The sequence below is a fragment of the Arthrobacter sp. TWP1-1 genome (assembly GCF_049897845.1).
Lineage (GTDB): Bacteria > Actinomycetota > Actinomycetes > Actinomycetales > Micrococcaceae > Specibacter.
On record NZ_JAFCXC010000006.1, the window covers coordinates 157,973 to 179,990 of the forward strand.

A 22,018-nucleotide genomic window follows, 5' to 3' on the forward strand; every position below is an offset into this window, starting at 1 on the left:
CAAATGGGACTGTGAGTCGGCGGTGAGCGAGTGCCATCAAGTAGGACAAGGTCCTGTTCGTTCAATGAATCGGGGGTTAGCTGGCGTGCAGCAAAGCCTTCCGCGGTGGCCCGAGTACACGCACTAATCCAGCGATATGGGTTCCATAGGTGAACCGACCGAGGCGCCGGTGCTGGCACTCTCGACTTGGTAGGCGCCCGGTGTAAGCAGGTCACGCCCTTGCTGGAGGAGGCGCTCGACCACGTGGGAGCGGCACATGTTAGCCGAGCATAACGTCAGGGTTCTGAAGGGACGAGTGACGCTCATGAGATCGCGCTACAGGTCATTCGTCTGATTCCCCGAAAATTGCTTGCAACTGGCTCGGTCAGTTCGACATGCGGGACGTTTCAGAATCAATTCTCAAACTGTGGGTACATCCATAAATGACCGCACCGACGCCAGCGACGATGGTATTTGCTAAGGCATCCATTTCGGTCGCGAATCGATCCGGCAGAAATTTCGCCTGGCCAAGTTCGATCAGTCAGGAAGTCAAGAGGCCAATTACGATATCTGGCCAGATATTCCCAAACCAGGCGGAAGAAATGCAGCCCATCGGAATGTACATGGCGACGTTGGCCGGGAATTCCACTTAGCCGGCCGTTGAACCTAGGCATGCCGTGGTTATGCAGCCAGTTCAGGATCGTGAGGAGCTGCCCGCTCGCTGGGCGACCTACGAGCGCCCGCGAGGTACACGACGGCGGCATCCAGGGATATTCGAAGGTGGGTCTTGTTCATCCGGCTCAGCCTGGTTGGTAAACAATCTGGATGCCGGCGCCGTGGCAATCACGATCCTGCTGCTCTGCGAGTCTACGGTAGTGCCGGATGCTGCTGTAAAACACCACTTATCCGATGTGCCCCGGATTACTGACCCTCTTAATATGGCGCCTACGCAGACGCGGGCTTAGTGAGGAGTTGACGCCGGGCGAGCGTGCATCCATCAGCATTGGCGGTGACATCTGTTTGGCGGGCGGCAGTGAGTGCATTAATCAGGCGCAGGCGCAGGACCTTGCCGTCGCCCAGCTCATCGCCAGCATAGTTTTGGATCTTGCGCTGATCGCTGTTCGCTGGCTCAGTGCAACTCTTGGAACCATCGACGTGGTAGTGCCAGCGCCAATCGGCGGAGTGGTCCGGCGCCGGTAAATGCGTGCATTCAGTTTAACGGCGTTCCGTAGTCCGCTTGCTGAACATGCTCGCCGGGGCAGAGTCGCAGCGGCCGGCTGATAAGTAGGGGCGGGTTGCGGACATTGGGTCTTCCTCAACATACGTATGACACGTAGCAAATGAAGCAGCTGAACCTGGTGATCTAGCCAGAAGGAATTAACCGGTCACTCAGGGGCTGTCCGTCCGTCTAGGACTCCGGTTTCTCTGGTGTAGCCTCGGTGTCGTCATCTTCGCCAAGAAAGGCCAGCATGGCGGATGCGGCTTCCGCGCTGGCTGTCCAGTCGCCACGCTTGACGCGAACGAGCAGCCCACGGGCGCGCTGCTCGTCCGTGGGCCAGCCGTATTTCATGCCGTGGCGCTGAACTGTCCGTGCCGAAGCACCCACGTGGCAGCGACTTCCAGCACGCTGCCACAGGCTTTGAGTGAGTCGGCCGCAGTGGTCTCTAGCTGGTGCTGCACTCCAGCTTAGAGTCGAAGCCCTGCTTTGATCCGATCGACTTCGGATGGGTCCGGGATTCCCCTTGGTTGAGGTGCCATGGTGGGAGCTTATCGAGCGGAGCCGCAGCAAAGTTCGCTACTTCTCCGAAGTTCACGGCCCTATACCGGTCTTTTCTATCCCTTCGGCGGGACATTGCGGCATCGCCTTGGTTGCCCTTCGATTGGTAATTCGACAGCCATGTCGTCGCCGCCGCAATCAGAACTGCCAATCACAGGCATAGTGAAGGTTTTTCCGGGATCTGTTCTGGTTCGGTCATCGAAGATTCCTTTCAGGTCTTACGTAGCCCTTGGGCTGCCATAGACTTAGAGCAACTTTGCTTGCTCATATTAGGGGGAATTCTTGGCCAATAGGTTAGCTCATCGGACAGCAGTGAGGCCCAGATCCGGGGCAATAGACGCGGTCCGAGTTCTAGGCATAATTGCGGTAGTTGCCGGACACGTCTTCGAAAACCCCGTTGTCCGCATGGCCTTGTACTCGTGGCACGTACCCATCTTTTTTTTCCTCACAGGGTACTTCTGGACTGCCGGCCGAACGTTGGCAATGGAATTCTCCAAGCGTTCGATGACGTTACTGATTCCCTACGTCATTTGGTTGGTCCTTATTGCGGCACCATTTGTGGCTTCCCTGATTTTGAAGGGCGAATTTGGGATTGGTGAGGCCATGAGATTAGTACTTGGGGGCTCATACGTGGGCCGCCCGTTCTCAGCGTTCTGGTTCGTTACGGCTCTGTTCGTCGCGACACTGTTGTTCAGATTGCTCGAAAGAGTCCAAAAGTTCTACCAGTGGGTGATTCCAGTCGTAGCTTTGGCGGTGACATATGGATATAGCGAGTCCGTCGCAGCTATCCCCTTTTCGGCTGGAGTGGCTCTTCCGTGCCTGATCTTCATGCTGGCAGGCTTTACATTAAAGGGGCATCGGGAGCTGGTCCGTCGACCTCTAATGACGGGCGCTACCATGATTTTCCTTGCAACGCTGCTGATCCTGACGAGGCTGTCAGCTCCACTGGACCTCAAACAGGCAGATTTCGGTACCCCCATCCTCAGTGTCTTGGTTGCTATTCTCGTGAGCGCAGGACTTGTTCTTGTCGCCGAATCATTAGTGCCCCGACTTGGACTGAAAACGAATGCATGGGCAACCCGAATAGCCCTCGGAGGCTTTATGGTTATTCTCACCCACAGCTTTTTCATTTGGATCCTCAACTTCCTGGCCCTTGATAACTGGAGCGTTTTCGCCATTTCCACTGCACTGCCGTGGGCGGCCGCGTTGCTGCTACTTTTGACACCAATTTCCCCATTGCTTCTTGGGGTTCCCACAGCGAAATGGAGAAGGACGACGCCTGGCGTGCTGTCCGAATCGCCCCCTATGGCATAGATTGTCGCCATTACACCTGTGCGCCGACGACAGTCGCGCCTGTGTCTGACAGTGGTGACGTGGATTTGATGCGGAGCTTTCCGGTTTTTGTCTACCCAGAGGTAGTTGGAGCCGAGTCGGAATGTTCCGTTGTCCATGTCCCATCAACTTGGCAGTGATCTCCGGGGTCAAGCCCAAGGGGTGTTGGCCTCTTTTCGTGCAAGTTGCACATCTGGAGTGGCATCGCCAGGACCAAAATCGATTGGTCCCCCGGCGAGGATTTTGGTACGCGAGTTCGTGTCTCCGGCAACTACTCGGCCGGACAGTGCACGGTTTGAGAACGCGCCGCACTCAACTAGGAGTTCAACGTTGGATCGCAGCGTTCCCTCAGCTGCCCGGCCTAGCTCAATATCGAGGGGGTGGTTCCGTTGCCCCATGACTGGCTACCGTCTGAGTTCATTGGCCAGCGCAGTTCCGATTCGCCTGTGACGCGGGATGAATACGTGCAGTTGCTGGTTGCTGTGCGGCGGCAGTTCAATGTATCGTCAAGGAGCAACGTCGATGCGATGGCGCGCCACAGGGCAATGTCGTGCGCTACTGCTACATTGCCCCAGTTCTTCGTGCCGTGGCCCACGAAGCAGAATCTGCTTAGAATATCCCCCGGAAGTTTTTTGTGCGGTAAGCGTGGGTAGTTGCCGAGTCAACGAAAGTTGCCCGTCCCTGTACCCGATGATCTGGAACGGCCGCCTATTGGGATTGGCCACATTTTATGTCCATCAATGACCGCCAACGAAGAGCCTGATATTTGTGCCATCGGCGTTGGCATTGGGGCCTAGATCGAATGTATTGCGCCCTAGGGGCGTTCCAAGAGATTCGCAGTGCATCCGGAGCGAGGTTTGCCAGAAGTTGCCGTCAACGTCCATGCGGGTGGTATTGTGAACCTGCATGAGGCTCACCGCGGATACCGAGGAGTCTGCGCCAGCATTGACTTTGAAACCAACATCGCCGGGCGGCGGGCGTTCGATATGAATAAGACCCCAGTCGCAGTTTCGGAACAATTCCCGCCCGGCGGATGTATGGCGTATCTCGATTCTGTGAGGCAGTAGTCCACCAGAAGCCGGTCAATGTCTGATGCTTCGGTCCACTCCGTCTCATCGTGTAGCAGGATGCCCGTGCCGACCGAGCGGATTACCAAGTCGCGGGCCACCGCACCGTCCATCGTGAAGCCGGTGAACACTACTGGCCGTGTGGACTGTGTGCCACCGTCTCAAATGAAAGCCGCTAATTAGGGGCTGGGAACGGGCCTCCCCTGTCGCTTGGCAACAAGCACTGACTTCTGTTGCACGGCCATCGTCAAAAATCTGACCTGCATTTACCAGAGTCAATACGATGGTGGGACGGCCACAGACTCCAGCTGGTGCCGGGCTGGGCCGGTTTCTTGATTCTCCCAGATTGAAGTACCGATCCATTCTGGAAGACGCCACCTAGTTGGCGGCATTAGCCTCGCCGCGCCTCAACCGGGCCACGCTAGTGGCTTCGGAGCGCAATCTAGTGAAAGTGCCAACTCAACGGCAGCAACTACCACCACACTAGTTGCTTGGGCAGACCCGTATTTGCCCACTTTGTTATGGACGAGGTGCGCCGAAGCCCTAGCGGAGGCTTCATGTGAGGACTGCGACAAGCATCCAAACTATTGCCACACGGGCCACTACGCCAAGCATCAAATACTTCCGATACCCGGGATGGACGGCAACCGGGAGATTCTTGTGCCTGCCACTCATCTGAAAACCTGCTCTCTAGTGTTGGCCCGCGCTTATTGCCAGCGGTCCTTACTTGCGACACTAAGTTGAATAGGACGGCGTAACTAGGGTGGGAGCCACTGGTCTTTTTCAGTGCGGCACTCAGTTCGTGGCGCTGGCCTACTTGGATGGATTGATGGGCCTCGAATCGTCCTGCGCAGGTTTCCACGTCTGGAATGGAATATCGCGGGCGACAATGAGCCCTACGACGCGGTGATCGCCGAGGAAGATCCGACGGCGAAAGCGGGGCGGGGAAGTGCAACTACGACTGAACACCTAGCTACTCTGGCTGACAATATTAGCAGTAAGTTTAATTCTTCAAGCATTCAGGAGTCTCGGAAGCGTCACTTTCTAAAATATATGTGGTAATTCAATAGAATTGCCCAACAAAATAATTCTGGATGAACCGGCAAAATGCCCGTTCATCCATACGTGCTTGGGGGCTATCATTCGTCGTTTACTGTCTTCTATCATCGCGGGGGCTATCGCGCTAGTCCTTGTGACTTCATCCGTTGTACCTGCGATGGCTGTGGCGGATGTTACGCCGCCGACGCTTAATAGTGTGGTGATGGAGTCTCCCGGTGTCGTTGGCCCTGGTGATGTTGTGACTTTTTCTTGGTCCGTCTCGGATGCCTCTGCAATTAGCTTCGTTGAGTTTTGGGCCTACGGGCCGTCGCGGAAGACTAAGAGAATCATTGCCCCGTCCGCCGTTTCGAAGGTCGGGAACGTCAGCACCGGTCGTTCTTCGATGACTGTTGATGCGTTGACGTGGCCCACTGGAGACTGGGCTGTTGAATTCATTGCCTATTCTGATGCGTTTGATAATAGAGGCGATTCTCGTTATGACGGATCAAAGCTGGACTTGACGTCGATGACATTCACAGTAGTCGAGACCCGACAGATGACCATTGTCGCTCCGACACTTGTGGTTTTCACGGATAAGGATGGCACGAAGGATGATACGTTCACGATTCCGTCGGTGGAGGGTGTGGATTATCTGGTGGACGGGAAGGTGGTTTCTGCTGGTACGTACCCCGGTGTTGGGGCCGTGACGGTGACCGCGAAGGCCCAGACGGATTACGTCTTGGCCGACGGATCCGAGGCTTCCTGGACCGCGATGTNNNATCTGGTGGACGGGAAGGTGGTTTCTGCTGGTACGTACCCCGGTGTTGGGGCCGTGACGGTGACCGCGAAGGCCCAGACGGATTACGTCTTGGCCGACGGATCCGAGGCTTCCTGGACCGCGATGTTCAAGGCCAGCCCGTTCCAAGCGACTCCTGCGGCTGTGGTTTTCACGGATAAGGATGGCACGAAGGATGATACGTTCACGATTCCGTCGGTGGAGGGTGTGGATTATCTGGTGGACGGGAAGGTGGTTTCTGCTGGTACGTACCCCGGTGTTGGGGCCGTGACGGTGACCGCGAAGGCCCAGACGGATTACGTCTTGGCCGACGGATCCGAGGCTTCCTGGACCGCCAAATTCAGTGTCAAGGAAGCGGCGTTTGTTGCTCCGGCAGTTTCCCCGTTTGGGGATGTGGCGACGAGTCAGCCGTTCTACAAGGAGATGTCCTGGCTTGCCGCCGAAGGTATTTCAACCGGCTGGGTTGAAGCCAATGGAACCAAGACGTACCGGCCGTGGCAGCCGATTAACCGGGATGCCATGGCCGCATTCCTCTACCGTANNNNAAGGAGATGTCCTGGCTTGCCGCCGAAGGTATTTCAACCGGCTGGGTTGAAGCCAATGGAACCAAGACGTACCGGCCGTGGCAGCCGATTAACCGGGATGCCATGGCCGCATTCCTCTACCGTATGGCAGGGTCACCGGCGTTTGTTGCTCCGGCAGTTTCCCCGTTTAGGGATGTGGCGACGAGTCAGCCGTTCTACAAGGAGATGTCCTGGCTTGCCGCCGAAGGTATTTCAACCGGCTGGGTTGAAGCCAATGGAACCAAGACGTACCGGCCGTGGCAGCCGATTAACCGGGATGCCATGGCCGCATTCCTCTACCGCATGGCCGATAAGAAACTATAGGGGAAGGAACTCCATATCTAATTACTCAATTCCTCGACCCAATTCTTGTGTGAAATCGTTCATGACCTAGTTTTGGCATCCGAGTTGGTGTCATCAAGAATTGGAGAGAATCAGGGATGCTTAGTATCTCAGCCTAGGTACTAAGCATCCCTATCTGGCGTCCGGGGCGGCGGGCTACTTGAATGGACTACTGGTCCTTAGTGGTCTCAACAGGCTCGACCAGCGTGGGTCTCGACAAGGTCGACCAGGTCAGGCTGCGTTGACGTAAGTCGTAATCAATTGCCCTGCCGTCTGGTTGCCGCATCTTTGCAGGGCCAGGAGTTTCTTTACTGCTGCAGTGTGACGTCCGCATTCCAAGAGGTGGATGAGCTCAGAGGTGATCTGTCCTAGCCGGGCTGCCCCGACCATCAGGCTGGAACTGCGCAGGCTCAGCGCGGAGTCCATGGCGTCGTCAACGTGGCCGGACATTACAGCTTCTTGGATGCGTTCGAACCGTCCCGGCCACATCTCGATATAGCGGCACACAAAGTTCCGACACAAGGCCCGTTCACCGTGGAGGGACTCTTCAAGCGAATGCAATGTTGCCGTGCACACGAGGGGCAGTTGGGTAACACCCATGCTCTTCCTGCGCCTCCCGTCGTGAGTCTTTGCCTCAATAGGCCCTGCCAAGAGTTCAAGAGTATCGCCCCGGAGGGCTGATTTGGCGAGTTTTTTGCTTACCGGATGGCAACTTGCGCGAAGATTAAGTAAACGAACAAACCTCAGGTTTTTACCCCTAACCCTTTAGATAGGCCGGCGGCGATTTGATGCAAAAATCTTGAGCGTTTCTTGAGGATTAAAAGGCCCCATGGAGTGTCTTGTTATGGTGCGAGTTCGAGTTCGGGCTCGCCAGTGCGGCCAAGGCCGACGGTCTTGCTACCAGTGCCCAGACATCCGGGCAGGACGAAACGGATGGTGGTGCCAACGTTCCGTTCACTTTCCAAGGTAATGGTCCCGCCGTGCTTGGCAATAATGGTTTTGGAGATCATCAGGCCCAACCCGATTCCTGGGATGGACCTCTGGACGGCAGATCTGGACCGGAAGAATTTAGTGAAGACCTGGGCTTGCTCGCTGCTGTTCATGCCGATTCCTGTGTCCTTGACTTCGCACCACAGATCGGAGCCTTCGGCCCAAGTGCGGACGGTGACGGTACCGCCGTCGGGGGAGTACTTGACGGCATTGGAGATGAGGTTATCCAACACCTGCCCAACCCGCCGGGTATCGATGAGGGCCTCGAGTGATTCTTGAACTTGAGAGTTAAGCGTAACTTTGTTGCGCTCCGCCGTGGGAGCCGCAGAGGCCAAGCTTTCTGCGACCAGCCGGGAAACGTTTGTCCTGGTCAATTCAAGTGACATGGAATCGGTGGTGAGCAGATCCGCAACGAGCGAGCTCAACCGATCCACATTGCGGGAGGCGATGGTGAGGTAGGTGCGGACATCCGGGGGTAGCTGCTCTGAGTCCTCCAGAGCCATATCCAGATAGCCCTGGATGGAGGTCAACGGGGTTCGGAATTCATGGGAAACATTGGAGACGAAGTCGTTCTTGGCCGCAAGGGCAGCCATCATTTCGGTGATGTCGTGGAACGCAATCACCGCGCCGTGGAACGTTCCCTGCTCATCCCGCATCGGCCGGGCCGCCGTGGACACTGCCCGGGCCTTCTCTCCCGATCCGAGCCATACCTGATAGTTGGTGAACTCCTCACCGCGGATGGCGCGACGAACCGGACGTTCTTCAGCCGCCACCGGCGAGAGCGCATCCGCGGCAAAAACCAGCAGATCCTTTTCCTCGGGATCGGCAAAGTTTTCAGGGAGGGCGTAGGCGTGCAGTCTCTTTTGTGTAGCGTTCATCAGCATGTCATTGCCACCTGCGTCCACTACCACCAGGCCCACTGCAACGGTATCCACTACCGTTTCCAGGAGTCGCTCGCGCTGTTGGCTTGCCTCCAGGGCTGCCCGCAGCTGAACGTCTTTGGCCTCAAGCGCCTTGCGTTGCACGTTCATGGTCGTGGTTACTCCCACGACTGTGGTGGCGTACGCCAAGACAACAATGGGAAAGAGCAGCGGTTTGGCCAATTGTTCCAGTGTGAAACCACCTGGGGCGGTCATTAATGGAAGCCACACGATGAGCAAGGCTGCCACCACACTAACCGTGACGGATGTTCGCTTGGCGAGTCCGGATGAGGCTAGCCAAAAAACGGGAAAGAAGATCAGCAATCCCACGGCCGTGAGGAACTGTTGATTTCCTCCCCGGAACAGGCCAATCGCCACGAAGTCCAGATACGGGATGATGAGGACCACGTTCCGTGGAAGTCTTTCCCACGGGATGGCCAGAGTAGCGGCAAGCAATACGACATGCATAACCAGGGCAGCCAAAAACAGTGGTTGCTGGAACGACTGCGGGTAGATGGAGACCGCAATCAGGACTGCAACGACCATGATCAAAGACAGCGGAAGCTGCGTTAGGAAGACCCGCTTCCGCTCACCTCGCAGCCTGAAAAAGCGACCGCCGGACGACTTCGTGACTCCGGTGTGCGTCATGATAGGTTCCATCCTTCAAATGGCCAGCTAGGCAAGGGTGAAGCGACCCATCGCGACTCCCCTATCGGTATCGATGATGTCACACTGGCGGGAATCGCAGGCTCAGTGTTCCGCACGCACACTAACGCTGATACACGTCCGGGATGCCGTCGCCGTCGTCATCGAGGTCTTCCAACTCGGCAATGGTGCGGTAGTGGCGGTTTCTTGCGCGCAACACCACCGCCGCCAGGAGGGCCGCAATGACGGAGCCCGTCAAGATGGCCACCTTGGCGTGGCTGTAGTGAGGGCTGTCACCGCCGAAGCTCAACTCGCTGATCAGTAGTGAAACGGTGAAGCCCACGCCGGCCAACAGCGCGAGTCCCACTACATCGATCCAGGCTAGGCCGTCGTCGAGCTTTGCTTTGGTGGTCGTGGTGACCAGCCAGGTGGCACCAAAGACACCGATGAACTTGCCGGCCACTAACGCGACAACGATGCCTATGGCAACCGAGTCAGTGAATGCTGACTTGAGACCGGCCACGCCACCCAAGGCCACACCGGCGGAGAAGAATGCGAACAAGGGTACGGCCACTCCAGCAGAGATGGGCCGAACTAGGTGTTCCAGGTGTTCGGCCAAGCCCGGCCCGGCGTCCGGCCCGCCGCGTTTGGCCGAGCGGAGGACGGGTACGGCGAAGCCCAACAAGACCCCGGCCACCGTGGCGTGAATGCCCGATGCGTGCACCAAGGCCCACGTTGCAAAAGCCAGCGGAAGCAGCAGATACCAGGAGCTAATCCGCTTCTGCACCAACCAGGTGAACGCTAGGAGCGGCAAGGCGGCGATGGCGAGGAACCCCAGATGAAGATCGCCCGGATAGAAGACGGCAATGATGGCGATGGCAATCAAGTCATCCACCACAGCCAGGGTCAGTAGGAATGTCCGGAGGGCACTGGGCAGGTGGGTGCTGATGACAGCGAGTACGGCCAGTGCAAACGCAATGTCCGTGGCCGTGGGGATGGCCCAGCCGCGCAGGACCTCCGGGCCCGCCGTGAAATTGACGAGAGTAAAGAGGACTGCCGGAATGATCACCCCGCCCACGGCTGCGGCGACAGGAACAATGGCGCGTGCGGGATTGCGCAGGTCGCCGGCCACGAACTCGCGTTTGAGTTCCAGGCCAGCGACAAAAAAGAAGATGGCCAGCAGGCCGTCCGAAGCCCAGCCACCCAGGCTGAGGTTCAGATGCCAGGCTTCCGGACCAATCCGGAAATCTCGCAAGGCGAAGTAACCATCCGCCAAGGGGGAGTTGGCCCAGACTAGGGCCGCGACTGTTGCTATCAAGAGCAGTGCGCCGCCAACAGTTTCGGAGCGCAGAATCTGGCTGATGCGTAACGATTCGCCGTAGCTACCGCGAGTAAAGATTCGGCGTGGTGAGGGGAGTGGCATGGATCAGTGCCTGCTAACTGTGAGCATTGCTTCTAGGAACAATTGGGTTCGACAATAACATTGCCGACCAGACTTCCCGGCGCACCTAGTGACAAGTCTAGCGGCTTGCGGCCATGCTTTCGGAATCGACCTTCAGATCGGCTGTGAAATCGCCCAGCCAGTCGCGCAGGTCTTCGCCGAGCTCTTCGTTTTCGCAGGCAAGCGTGACCACTGCCTTGAGGTAGCTGAGCTTATCGCCGGTGTCGTAGCGCCGACCATGGAATACAACGCCGTAAACTCCACCGCCTTCGCCCTCCATGGTGGCAAGGGTCTGCAGGGCGTCGGTCAGTTGAATCTCATTGCCACGTCCCGGAGGGGTGTTTTCAAGAACCTCAAACACGGCCGGGTGCAGGACGTAGCGGCCAATGACCGCCAAGTTGGAGGGAGCCTCTTCAACTGAGGGCTTCTCCACGAGATGGTTGACGCGAACGTAGTTTTCGCCCTCAATAACTGTCATATCGGCACAGCCGTAAGCCGAAATCTTTTCCTGGGGAACCTCGATCAAGGCGATCACTGAACCGCCGGTGCGCTGCTGCACCTCGATCATGGTGGTGAGGAGTTCATCGCGCTCGTCGATTAGGTCATCTCCAAGGAGTACGGCAAACGGCGCATTTCCGACGTGGGTCTTGGCGCACAACACTGCGTGGCCCAGGCCCTTGGGGTCACCCTGACGGACGTAGTGGATTTCGCCCAGATCGGTGGCGTGCTGCACGGCGGCGAGGCGCTCGGTGTCACCCTTGGCCTCGAGCAGCTGCTCCACACCGGGCACACGGTCAAAGTGATCTTCCAAGGCGCGCTTGTTGCGACCGGTGATCATCAGGACATCGGTGAGCCCGGCACTGACGGCTTCCTGCACCACGTACTGGATAGCGGGCTTGTCCACTACCGGCAGCATTTCCTTAGGCATTGCCTTGGTTGCGGGAAGGAAGCGCGTCCCGAGACCTGCTGCAGGAATGACGGCTTTGAGTACGCGAGGCGAAGAGTTCATGCTCAAATATTAACTGATGATTCTCATAAGGCTGGCAGTGTGTTGCCTGTATGACGGGTGGAAACGGCTGTGACGGGGCCGGCGCGGGGCTTGAGGTGGGCCGGCGCAGGCCTGCGCCAGCCCGGCGTCGGACCTTCCCCCACTAACTCTTCTAGCCACCTTGAGGTGTTCTTGAGTCTTTGGGAAGGCGGGGAATTCTTGAGCCTAACTTGACTGAATCTTCCGGGTTTTTGTGGCAGTTTCTTGAGTTGGACTCGGCATTGTTGTTCTCAACGGCAGGAACACTTGCTGAGAAGAACACGAACAAGGGGTCTCACAATGAACAAGATGGCTAAAGGCGCAATTGCAACCGGTGTTGGCATCATCCTGCTGGCAGGTGGCGGCGGAACGTTGGCTACCTGGAACCAGACAGTCAACACTTCTATTGGATCGGTTGTATCCGGTGACTTGAACTTGAAGGCTTCCTCCACTACCCCGGCTGTGTGGACCAATGCTGCCGGCACGGTAATCCCGAACATCGCAGCCTACAAGGTTGTTCCGGGTGACGTACTGACCTTCAAGCAGAACCTAGACGTGACTCTGGTTGGTGACCTGGTGGCCGCCAATCTGACGGTTACGGGCCTCCCCACAGCCCAGACAGCAAACGAGGTGATTGTTGCCACAGTCCTGAAGGACGGCACTGCAACTCTTCCTGCGACTCTGACGCAGGCCAACGCCAACGGTCACACCATCACGGCGACCACTACGTTCACCTTTAATGCAGCTCTGGGATCCCTGGGTACACCTGTTGACGGCCGCCAAGCAGTCACCAAGAGCTACAGCCTCGACGGCATTGGCTACAAATTGGAGCAGCTGGCTCCTGTTGCCTAATTGTTAGTTTGGTAGACCCCGGTGGTGTGCCGTTACCTGCACGGCACACCACCACCCTTTCCCGACGGAAGCAGCCATGAACAGCACGCGCGCACTGAAAGCAACCGGCCTTGTGCTGATTGCCGTGGTGCTGGCACTGTTCACCGTCCAGGGAAGCTACGCACTCTGGAACAAGGCCGTCAGTTCCAACGCCGGAACTGTCCAGGCCGCCGATTTTCGGATAAGTCTCACAGATACCATCACCAGCCAAGTTACCGACATGACCTTGGCCAACGGGACCGCAGCGACGCTGTCCCTGAGCACCACACCGGCTGGCCTGATCATCCCAGGACAAAGTACTTACGCCGGTGTGCAAGTGGGAAACGTGACAAATGCAGGTGGAGATTTCACAGTTCGGGCAAGTACCTCCACGCCGATTATTAACAACAACGCAGGATCGCCGCTGGCCCCCTACCTGGTGGTCAAGGCCGTAGCCGCAACGTCACTGTCGCAGTGCAGCCAGGCATCACTTTATGCGGCAGCAACACCTTCCGGGACTTCCTCCATGGATATCGCCAAGGCCGGTACCGGAGTGTTCTGCTTCCAAATCTCACTGTCCGCAGACATGCCAGCCAGCCTTGCCGGGCAAACTGCCACGATCGCCATCCCGATCACCGCCACTCAACTCTAAGAGGGAACACCATGTCTGTCATCAGCCAAGCCCATGCCCCTGTTGAACCCAGCAGCGAGGAAGCTGCCACCGAACGCCGTCAGGGCGGGGCCGTGCGCATCATTGGCCGCGGAGTTGCCTATGTCCTGCTGCTCATCGCCGCTCTTGCTGCTTTGGTGATGATTGTTGTTCCCATGGCCACCGGGTCACAGACGTACACCGTGCTGACCAGTTCCATGGCTCCGAAATATGCTCCCGGAACCCTTTTGGTGGTCAAACCAACCCCGTTCGCCGAACTTCAAGTTGGCGACATCATCACGTATCAGATCGAATCGGGGAAGCCAGGCGTCATCTCCCACCGAATTGTCTCCGTGGGAGCAACCCAGGCAGGGGAACGGGTCCTCACCACCAAGGGCGACAACAATTCCCTCGAAGATGCAACCCCGGTTCAGGAGGCTCAGGTCAAGGGCAAGCTCTTCTATGCAGTCCCTTATGTGGGCTTTCTTGCCAACACCGTGAGTCAAGAACGCGACGTCATTATGCCCATCCTTGCCGCAGGATTCATTGGATTTGGTGCGCTGAGCATGATCAAGGGTGCCGTTGAGAAGAACCGCAAGAAGAAAACGGATCGACTCAGCAAATGACCCACAAAGTCCCGCTGCACGGCCGTGCGGGTTCCGTACGCATAGCCGTTTTGGCCTTGGTGGCAAGCATTGCCACGGGACTGCTGCTGGCAGGACCTGCCATAGGCGCCGAGAACAAGAATGAACTGCTTCAACTAAGCCGCGACGGTGTCAACTTTGCCACTGACGCAATGCCAACAATGTTTAGGAGCACAAAAGGTTATGTTCCAGGAGAATCACGGCGAGGACTCATTTGGGTCCGCAACGCCAGCAGCCAAACAGCCCACCTCTCCCTTGCAGTGCGGAACACCGGCACGGCAAGAACATCTGTCCTGCCAGGACATTTGCACTTGCGGGCCCAATCTCCAGGCCACAGCGCTACAGCCGTTACCTTTCCCGCCGCCGGGGGCTGCGCTCCGCTCATCGATGGTTGGACGCTGGCCGCTGGAGCCGTGCTCCCTCTGACCATGGATCTGGGCATGGCTGTGGAATCTCCCAACTCGACGCGGAAGCAAGCAGTCGACTTCACGTTGACATTTGTATTGCAGGAACAGGGGCCCGGACGGCTTATTGAGCCCTGCTCCGGGAGTTTGAACAATCGACCGGACGACGGCGTCCTGGCCTCCTTGGCCATTGATGGAGGAGCGGCCGGCGCGGCGACGGAGTGGGCTGATGGTTCTTATGCGGACCCCGAGGAATCGGGGAGCGAAGTCTTGCCGGAAGCTCCTCCCGTGTTCCGCCAGGTGCAAAGTAATGTGGAAGCCACTACTTACAACCCTTGGACTTGGATTGTGCTGGCCAGCGGATGCTTGTACATATTCGCCATATCTCGAAAACGGAGCACGACCAGATGAGTTCAGCAGGGCCACAGCAACCCGAGTCGAAGAAGGGTAACAGTTCTCGGCGTGCCGACCGCGGGCTGCGCAATGTGCCTGGATTCACCACGGCAGCGGTGGTCTTTGTCCTCATTGTTTTGATGGGTGCAGGCGGAGCAGCGATTGCTAACTGGAACCAAAGCGCCACGGTTGCCATTGCGATCACGGCTGGGGCGGCACCAACAACCAGCCCGACGCCCACGGTGCCGCCGGCCGGGCCCGCGAACATCGTGGCAAACCCCGTGATTGCAATGCGGCCGGTTCTTCTGAATCCCGAAACGGTTACCTGTGATGCCAATGGAAATTCCGGGAAATACACCGTTAACTGGACTGCAGACGCTTCCGGTGGCATTAGCTATGTGGTTTCCGTAGGCATCAGTGACAAAAATTTTGGCTCACCGCAGTCACAGACTGTCACCATCAACAAAGCCAGTTTCAGCCTCGATAACTCCGACGCCGCATATGGCCTATACATACTGCGGATTCAACCGATGAAGAACACTGTTGTAGCTGGCGACCCGGTCTACAGGACCATCCAGCACGAGAAAAAGACGCAGCAATGCACCTACGCCAGCCCGAATGGCAAGTCTCCCTTGGGTCCATTCACGGTCAATGCAGTCCCGGCAAGTGCCGCGAAAACGAACAACGTGCTCAATGTCAATTGGACGGCATTGGCCGCCGGCACTCAGTACGTGGTGTCCATCTCTTCTGTTGGCACGGCCTCTAATTTCGGGGCGGAGTTCACCACCGCAACCTCGAGTGCCACGCTCACTTTTCCTCCATACTTGTTGGACCAATGGGGCAATCCAAGCAATGGGGGTGCATTCAACGGTGAGTACCTGATGCGCGTCATTCCGATGAACGGATCTCAAGCCGGAGATCCTGTCTACAAAAAGGTGTTCTACTTGGCAAACGACTTCAGGGTTGAGAACTTCCAATACCAGTATTAGCGAGCCCGGCGTCAATGACACAGGCGGGAATCACAAAGCTCATGGTGGTTCCCGCGCCTTGTTGGCTCTCTATGGACAACGCGCCGCCATGCGTTTCAATAATGGTCTTGGAAATCATCAAGCCCAGTCCGATGCCGGGGATGCCGCGTTCGACCGCGGTTCCTGCGCGGTAGAACTTTTGAAACAGGCCAGCTTGTTCGGAAGTGCTCATGCCGATCCCGGTGTCTTTGACCTGGCACCGCAGATCGGTGCCGTCTGCCCAAGCGCGCACGGTGAGGGTTCCGCCGTCGGGCGAGTACTTCACGGCATTCGAGACCAGGTTGTCCAGCACCTGGCTGATCCGGACGCCGTCGACCATGGCCAGCAGCGGTTCCTCACACTGGCAGTCCACCACCACCGAGTTGGCAGCGGCGGCCGGAGCCGCGGAGGCGATGCTGTCTGCCAGCAGTTGGGTCACGTTGCTGGGGGAGCGCTCCACCGTGATGGAGGCGGTGGAAAGCAGGTCCGACACCAGCCCACCGAGCCGCTGCGCATTCCTCTCAGCAATTCTCAAATATTGCCCAACCTTTTGGGGATGCGACTCCGGGGCCTCGAGGGCCAAGGCAATATACGACTGGATGGCAGTCAAGGGCGTCCGGAATTCGTGTGAAACATTCGCCACGAAATCGTCCTTGGCTGACAGCGCATTGACCATGTCGGTGACATCGTGGAAGGCGACGACAGCACCTTCGCAGACATCATCGTCAGAGCGAATGATGCGGGCAGTGGTGGACAAGGCGCGGGCCTGTTCACCATCGCCAATCCAGACTTGGTAATTGGTGAATGACTCCCCATTGATGGCCCGGCGTACTGGGCGTGCCTGAGCGGGCAGCAGGACCCTGTCAGGGTTGAAAAGCAGGAGTTCTTTCTCTGCGGGATCTGCAATGTCATGCGGACGGCCAAGTGCGTGGATGGCTGCTTGGGTGGAGTTCATCAGCCGGTCGTTCCCGTCGGCGTCAACCGCCACCACGCCCACGCCCACGGTGTCCACAATGGCTTTCATGAGCCGCTCACGAAGTTGGCTTTCCTCCAGAGCTGCGCGCAGCTCCTTGTCCTTGGCCAACAGGTTGACGCGGTGCCTGTCCATGCTCATGGTCAACACGACCACCGCGACGGCGAAGCCAAGCATCATGAACGGGAAAAGTAGCGGCCTGAGCAGGGCTTCAAAAGTAACCTGGCCCAATTGAAAAACTGGAATCCAGACGAGAATCAAAGTCAGCAGCGCACTGGAAACTATCGCAGTCTTGGGTGCAAAACCGGAGGCACAGAGCCAAAAGACCGGAAACAGTGCCAAGATAACTGCCGAGGAGAGCACGGTCAGGATGCCGTCACGAAAAAATGCGACGGCAACAAAATCCAGATATGGGATGACAAGAAAAGCTGCCGGATGCAGTTTCTCCCACGGGACCGCGAAGCAGGCCGCCAAAAGCATGCCGGTCAATACCAAGCTGACGAGCAGGTTGGTACTCCCCAAGCGTTCCGGATGCAAAATCCCGATCAACACAGCAGCCAAGGCCACCGTCAAGAAGAAGGGTAGCTGGGACAGGACCACACGCATTCGAAGGGAACGCTCGTAAAAATAGCGGGCAATGAGGTGGTTTGCGTGTGTGTCAGTCAAGATTGCTTCCGTTATTAAACATTTCCCCGAAGTCGATTCGGTGGCCATCTGGAGCCGTCGGTACGGCTGATACACAAAAAGACCACCGAATACGGGAAGACGATGAGGGTGCCGCTTATGATAATGCCATACTGGAGATATGGATGAGTCTGGGGACTCAGAAACCGTCGGAACCGACGGGCGTTTTCATTGGTCTCAGTATGTTTGGTGGGGGAAAGAATGGACAATTCTCGTGTGGCGGTCATCGTTGAAGATGACCAGGATATCCGGGAGCTCATCAGCGTAATTCTCAGTCAGTCAGGATTTGAGGTTTTCGCTGCGAGCACTGGTGCTGAAGGTGTTGAAATGGTCCGGGACAACAACCCTGACATTGTGACTTTAGATCTTGGACTTCCGGACATCGACGGCTTCGAAGTGGCACGGCGAATCCGACTCTTCAGCGATACGTACATCATCATGCTGACCGGGCGCGCCGATGAAATGGACACCCTTCTGGGCTTGGAAACCGGCGCAGATGATTACCTCACCAAGCCCTTCCGCCCCCGCGAACTGAGGGCCAGGGTTAGTGCCATGATGCGCCGACCGCGGATTGCCGGCGATGGCTCTGCAGCCGTGGCCGCAGAGCGTGCCCCCGTGGCTGACGCGGTTCGGGAATCTAAGACCAGCAGCCACCCGGTAAATGTGGTGGCCGGCGCCATGGAGCTACCCGAGGCACAGGGGCTCAACGGCCTCCTACTCAATAGCGGGGACCGCACAGCTGAAGTGGACGGCGCGGAGCTTGAGCTGACGCGCACAGAGTTCGACATCCTTCACGCCCTGGTTGACAGCGGAAGACAGGTGCGTACCAAGTCAGATTTGGTTCGCCGGCTCCGCGGTGAAGAGTACGACGTGGGCACTTACATCAGCGACGCCGACGAACGGACCATTGAGGTTCACGTAGCGAACCTGCGCCGCAAATTGGGCGACAACCCGCGGGAGCCGCGCTGGATCAAGACCGTTCGCGGCGTGGGCTACCGCTTGGTGCACTAGCCCGTATTGCCCAAGCGCCGCCGTCGGGTTTTCCGGTTTGTCTGTTTCCGTGCGGTCAGGTGGAGCGCAAAGCCAGCAGTGTCACAGAAACCGCAGCCGCGCAAAGCACGCCAAGGATCAGATATTTCCAGAACGGGGACCGTTCCTGGCTGCGCCTTCTCCGCCTTGCCCGCAATCTACTGTTCCGGCTCATCATGATGCAACAACCTTCCCCTGTATCCAGCCCCAAGCTGGGTACGAATGTAAGTACCTACAAAAGAGCCTATGAAAGCCCCGTATGGAGTCGATAGAGTGGCCGCCACTCTATTCCAGAGTCGCACCACTCGCTCCTTGCATCACCTGCTGTCCAGACGCGGGAATTATGAACGTGTTTGGGAGCTGGGTCCTGCATCGTGGCTATGGCCGCCGTGGTTCTGTCCGCGCCTCCCGGCGTCTACGTTCGACGTTGACTTTGAAAGACGTCCGATGTTGACTTTGGAGGATCCAGCAGTCACCTGACCGGCGGAAGGCAAGAACGTGAAAGTGTTCGTCTACGTTGCGTCCATGGTCTTAGCTACCGCGCTCATGCTCGGCGGAACGATCTTGATTGGTGTCCAGTCGCCGCCCGGCTCCATCGGGCTCCAGATGATGGCAATCTTTGCCCTAGCCGTGATGATTTACGGACCGTTGGTGCTCGGCTCGCTGACTTCTTACTGGAACGTGACGAAAACGGAGGGAAGTCGCAGCTACTACAGACGGTGGCTGTGGGCGGTGACTGGACTTCAAATCCTGGGTACGGTCGCGATCATCGTGTTTGCGGTTACTTTGCACTCGCCATGGTGGCTTCCCTGCCTGTTCATTGCCGGCGGGGCCGCGTTGACCGTGTTCGCCCACTTTGTGGGCCGTTTCATGCTCCGCAATGAGGAGGCAAACCCGCGGCAACCGAGCTGGGCGCCGGTCACCAGACATGAAGTTCGCAAGAAGGTCGCAGCCGTTTGTATTACATACTTCGCGGTTTTCGCCATTACAGCCGCGGCGCTGGCAGTTGTCCGAGCCAGCTTTGACGACCCGGATTTTGGTGTCGCGGAGCAATTGCTCGGCGCATTGGGATTCGCATGGATGGGCGCAAGTGCAGCGTGCGTGATTGCTAGCCTGTCGCTAAACCGCCGCCTCAAGGATGCGGTGGACCGGGACCTCGGCACGATCCGAAAAATCAGCAAGGTTGTACTGCAGAACAAGGAAATCGTGTTGGATCATGGCGAAGAGGTTGCCGCGGCGAAATACGCGGCGGTGGGGCCGACCGTGCTGGCGTTCATGCTCGCCTACTTCATCCTTCTTGAGTTGGGACTCGGTACAATTCAAGTTTTGCGGTTCACGTCCGGACAGGCGGATGGATGGACGATCGGCTACTGCGCCGTCCTCGTTGTCACGCTCGTCATTGTTGTTCCGATCAGCGCTGTCCGCATCCGACGTGCCCGGGACTACGCCCGTGCGCACGAAGGGCTCTTGCCACTAGCTGACGCTTGACGGCTTGTGCAGTATCTTGGAGACTTCGCATATGTACCGGACTGGTGTCACTTTGTCCGTTGACGGCTGCGACCCCTGCACCCGGGTGAGTCGGCCGCCGTCGTCCGTTCCGAACGCGAAGGAGGCTGGCACAACAGTGCCAGCCTCCTACTTTTTGGTGAGCTATTTCTGAGCCGGCAGAACCAGCTTTCCGGTCTTGTCCGTGGACAGGGCCAGCGAGGAAACGTACTGGGGTTCACCGTGGGGCCCGTCCTGGGCTGAGCGGATCATGTCCGGACGCTCGAACTCCAAGCCGGTGACGTGGCAGAGGAGCTTGTCATCGCTGGGGTTGCCGTCTGAATCGAACATGGGCAGGTCGATCCCGTCGTCCGTGCGTCGGAGGTAGTACTTGCCCTTGGTTAGGATGGCCAGTACCGGTGGCAGGACAAGCGCTAGTCCGACGGCGAAAATGGGCGAGTAGGGTTGAATGGCGGAACCAAAGGCGCCGAAGAACACGGCGATGGAAACGCCGGCCGAGACGAGCATGGACACGAAGCCCACGGGGTTGATGCCGTAGAGCATGCCGCGGCGGAACTCTGGAACCTTGGGCGAGATCTTCAGCAGGTACTTATTGATGGCGATGTCTGAGGCAACCGTGACGATCCAGGCCATGGCGCAGTTCGCGTAGAAGCCAAGAATTGTGTTCAGGAATTCAAACATGTTTGATTCCATGAGCACCAGGGCAATTAGCAGGTTGATCAGTACAAAGACCATGCGGCCCGGGTAGGTCTTGGTGACGCGGGTGAAGCTGTTGGTCCATGCGAGCGAGCCTGAGTAGGCATTGGTTACGTTGATCTTGAGCTGGGAGATGACCACCAGGACCACTGCTAGGGACATGGCCAGCCAGGCCGGCATCATTTCTTGGTACACGCCAAGGAACTGGTGCACGGGCTCGTTGGCGTGTACGGACGCCGCCGGATCCAGTTTGGCGATCAGGTAGATGGCAATGAACATGCCCACGATCTGCTTGATTGCACCGAAAATGACCCAGCCGGGTCCGGCCAGGATCACGGCGCGCCACCATGCACCCTTGTTTTCGGCCGTCTTGGGTGGCATGAAGCGCAGGTAGTCGATCTGCTCGGCAATTTGGGCCATGAGCGAGAGACAGACGCCAGCGGCCAGCATGACGGAGGCGAGATTGGTGCCCTCGGCGCCCGACTTGCCGGTAAAGGCAAAGAAGTCATCGATGCTGCCGGGGTGGGATAGCAGCAGGTAGCCGACGGGTACCACCATGAGCAGGAGCCATAGGGGAGTGGTCCAGACCTGCAACTTGGCGAGGGTTTTCATCCCGTAAATGACGAACGGGATGATGACAATGGTGGATACGGCGTAGCCAATCCACTGTGGGATGCCAAGCCCCAACTGCAGGCCCTGGGCCATGATGGAGCCCTCGAGGGCAAAGAAGATGAACGTGAACGTCGCAAAGATGACGTTGGTGACCACGGAGCCGTAGTACCCGAATCCGGATCCGCGGGTGATCAGGTCAAGGTCAATGTTGTATCGGGCCGCGTAGTAGGCCAGCGGGAACCCCGTAGCGAAAATGATCACGGCCGCTACGATGATGCCGAAGATGGCATTCACGGTGCCGTAGGCGATGCCAATGTTTGCCCCGATCGAGAAGTCGGCGAGGTAGGCGATCCCGCCCAGTGCGCTGGTGGCCACGACCCCGGCCGTCCATTTCCGGTAGGAACGCGGTGCGAACCGGAGGGTGTAATCCTCAAGGCTCTCCTTGGTCGCGTTGACGGCCGCGTCGTTGCCGGGAGTGGCTGGGCTGGGGCCCGGCAGTGCCGGGTCAAGAACTTGGGTTCTCATTGAATCAGTAGTCATCCGGGCTTCACTTTCGTTGCGGGGAAGGTCACCTGTGAGGCTATCCGCGGCATGAGACGGTCCGGTCTCCTGTGTGTTTCCGGTATGTTAATCC

General features: G+C 57.8%; 18 protein-coding genes and 1 pseudogene. 10 read left to right on the top strand and 9 right to left on the bottom strand.

All coding sequences use genetic code 11. The features are described 5' to 3' along the window. The first annotated feature begins 951 nt into the window (after positions 1–951). Positions 952–1,179, top strand: coding sequence for a hypothetical protein (locus tag ACP7B9_RS12475; RefSeq protein WP_425863811.1), 228 nt, complete (start codon positions 952–954; stop codon positions 1,177–1,179). 208 nt (positions 1,180–1,387) lie between these two features. Here the strand turns inward: ACP7B9_RS12475 and ACP7B9_RS12480 are convergent, their stop codons facing one another. Further along, a complete protein-coding gene (locus ACP7B9_RS12480) occupies positions 1,388–1,585 on the bottom strand; it encodes a hypothetical protein (protein ID WP_425863812.1) in 198 nt (65 codons plus the stop codon). A 483-nt stretch (positions 1,586–2,068) separates the two neighbouring features. Between ACP7B9_RS12480 and ACP7B9_RS12485 the strand changes: the two genes are divergently transcribed. Further along, positions 2,069–3,070, top strand: a complete 1,002-nt coding sequence (locus ACP7B9_RS12485; RefSeq protein WP_425863879.1) for an acyltransferase family protein — start codon at positions 2,069–2,071, stop codon at positions 3,068–3,070. A gap of 379 nt (positions 3,071–3,449) precedes the next feature. On the opposite strand, the gene ACP7B9_RS12490 is transcribed toward ACP7B9_RS12485, so the two are convergent. Both ACP7B9_RS12490 and ACP7B9_RS12495 read right to left on the bottom strand, forming a co-directional pair. Next, positions 3,450–3,683: a hypothetical protein gene (locus tag ACP7B9_RS12490; protein ID WP_425863814.1), complete on the bottom strand. Its 234-nt coding sequence runs from the start codon at positions 3,681–3,683 to the stop codon at positions 3,450–3,452. A 1,828-nt stretch (positions 3,684–5,511) separates the two neighbouring features. After that, complete coding sequence (locus ACP7B9_RS12495; protein ID WP_425863816.1) at positions 5,512–5,649, bottom strand: hypothetical protein; 138 nt, start codon at positions 5,647–5,649, stop codon at positions 5,512–5,514. A 445-nt stretch (positions 5,650–6,094) separates the two neighbouring features. Between ACP7B9_RS12495 and ACP7B9_RS12500 the strand changes: the two are divergent. After that, positions 6,095–6,943: pseudogene (locus tag ACP7B9_RS12500) on the top strand (S-layer homology domain-containing protein); the annotation flags it as partial. A gap of 182 nt (positions 6,944–7,125) precedes the next feature. Here the strand turns inward: ACP7B9_RS12500 and ACP7B9_RS12505 are convergent. The 4 genes from ACP7B9_RS12505 to galU form a co-directional block, all read right to left on the bottom strand. Beyond that, entirely contained in the window at positions 7,126–7,494 is a 369-nt protein-coding gene (locus tag ACP7B9_RS12505; RefSeq protein WP_425863818.1) for a hypothetical protein, read from the bottom strand. 242 nt (positions 7,495–7,736) lie between these two features. Then, entirely contained in the window at positions 7,737–9,452 is a 1,716-nt protein-coding gene (locus ACP7B9_RS12510) for a sensor histidine kinase (RefSeq protein WP_425863820.1), read from the bottom strand. A 121-nt stretch (positions 9,453–9,573) separates the two neighbouring features. Further along, positions 9,574–10,872, bottom strand: a complete 1,299-nt coding sequence (gene nhaA, locus ACP7B9_RS12515) for a Na+/H+ antiporter NhaA (protein ID WP_425863822.1) — start codon at positions 10,870–10,872, stop codon at positions 9,574–9,576. Between the two features lie 97 nt (positions 10,873–10,969). Next, the gene (galU, locus tag ACP7B9_RS12520) at positions 10,970–11,899 is read right to left on the bottom strand and encodes a UTP--glucose-1-phosphate uridylyltransferase GalU (RefSeq protein WP_425863823.1); all 930 of its coding nucleotides are present in this window, start codon (positions 11,897–11,899) and stop codon (positions 10,970–10,972) included. Between the two features lie 327 nt (positions 11,900–12,226). Here galU and ACP7B9_RS12525 point away from each other — a divergent pair, with 327 nt between their 5' ends. The 5 genes from ACP7B9_RS12525 to ACP7B9_RS12545 all read left to right on the top strand — a co-directional run bounded on the left by ACP7B9_RS12525 (position 12,227) and on the right by ACP7B9_RS12545 (position 15,866). Further along, positions 12,227–12,769, top strand: coding sequence for an alternate-type signal peptide domain-containing protein (locus ACP7B9_RS12525; RefSeq protein ID WP_425863825.1), 543 nt, complete (start codon positions 12,227–12,229; stop codon positions 12,767–12,769). 76 nt (positions 12,770–12,845) lie between these two features. After that, on the top strand, positions 12,846–13,439 hold the full coding sequence (locus ACP7B9_RS12530) for a hypothetical protein (RefSeq protein WP_425863826.1): 594 nt from the start codon (positions 12,846–12,848) through the stop codon (positions 13,437–13,439). An 11-nt stretch (positions 13,440–13,450) separates the two neighbouring features. Beyond that, complete coding sequence (locus tag ACP7B9_RS12535) at positions 13,451–14,062, top strand: signal peptidase I (protein ID WP_425863828.1); 612 nt, start codon at positions 13,451–13,453, stop codon at positions 14,060–14,062. Then, positions 14,059–14,895, top strand: coding sequence for a hypothetical protein (locus ACP7B9_RS12540; protein WP_425863829.1), 837 nt, complete (start codon positions 14,059–14,061; stop codon positions 14,893–14,895). The genes ACP7B9_RS12535 and ACP7B9_RS12540 overlap by 4 nt, the downstream gene beginning before the upstream one ends. Beyond that, a complete protein-coding gene (locus tag ACP7B9_RS12545) occupies positions 14,892–15,866 on the top strand; it encodes a hypothetical protein (RefSeq protein ID WP_425863831.1) in 975 nt (324 codons plus the stop codon). Before ACP7B9_RS12540 ends, ACP7B9_RS12545 begins: the two co-directional genes overlap by 4 nt. Here ACP7B9_RS12545 and ACP7B9_RS12550 read toward each other — a convergent pair. Beyond that, positions 15,835–17,523 carry a sensor histidine kinase gene (locus ACP7B9_RS12550; protein ID WP_425863833.1) on the bottom strand — a complete coding sequence of 563 codons (1,689 nt, stop codon included), beginning with the start codon at positions 17,521–17,523 and terminating at the stop codon, positions 15,835–15,837. The genes ACP7B9_RS12545 and ACP7B9_RS12550 overlap by 32 nt on opposite strands. Before the next feature lie 219 nt (positions 17,524–17,742). Here ACP7B9_RS12550 and ACP7B9_RS12555 point away from each other — a divergent pair, with 219 nt between their 5' ends. Together ACP7B9_RS12555 and ACP7B9_RS12560 are read left to right on the top strand one after the other, a co-directional pair. Further along, positions 17,743–18,552 (top strand): response regulator transcription factor, encoded by an 810-nt coding sequence (locus tag ACP7B9_RS12555; RefSeq protein ID WP_425863835.1) that lies wholly within the window; start codon positions 17,743–17,745, stop codon positions 18,550–18,552. A gap of 516 nt (positions 18,553–19,068) precedes the next feature. Further along, entirely contained in the window at positions 19,069–20,058 is a 990-nt protein-coding gene (locus ACP7B9_RS12560) for a hypothetical protein (RefSeq protein WP_425863836.1), read from the top strand. A 162-nt stretch (positions 20,059–20,220) separates the two neighbouring features. Here the strand turns inward: ACP7B9_RS12560 and ACP7B9_RS12565 are convergent, their stop codons facing one another. After that, a complete protein-coding gene (locus ACP7B9_RS12565) occupies positions 20,221–21,924 on the bottom strand; it encodes a purine-cytosine permease family protein (RefSeq protein ID WP_425863839.1) in 1,704 nt (567 codons plus the stop codon). Positions 21,925–22,018 lie beyond the last annotated feature (94 nt).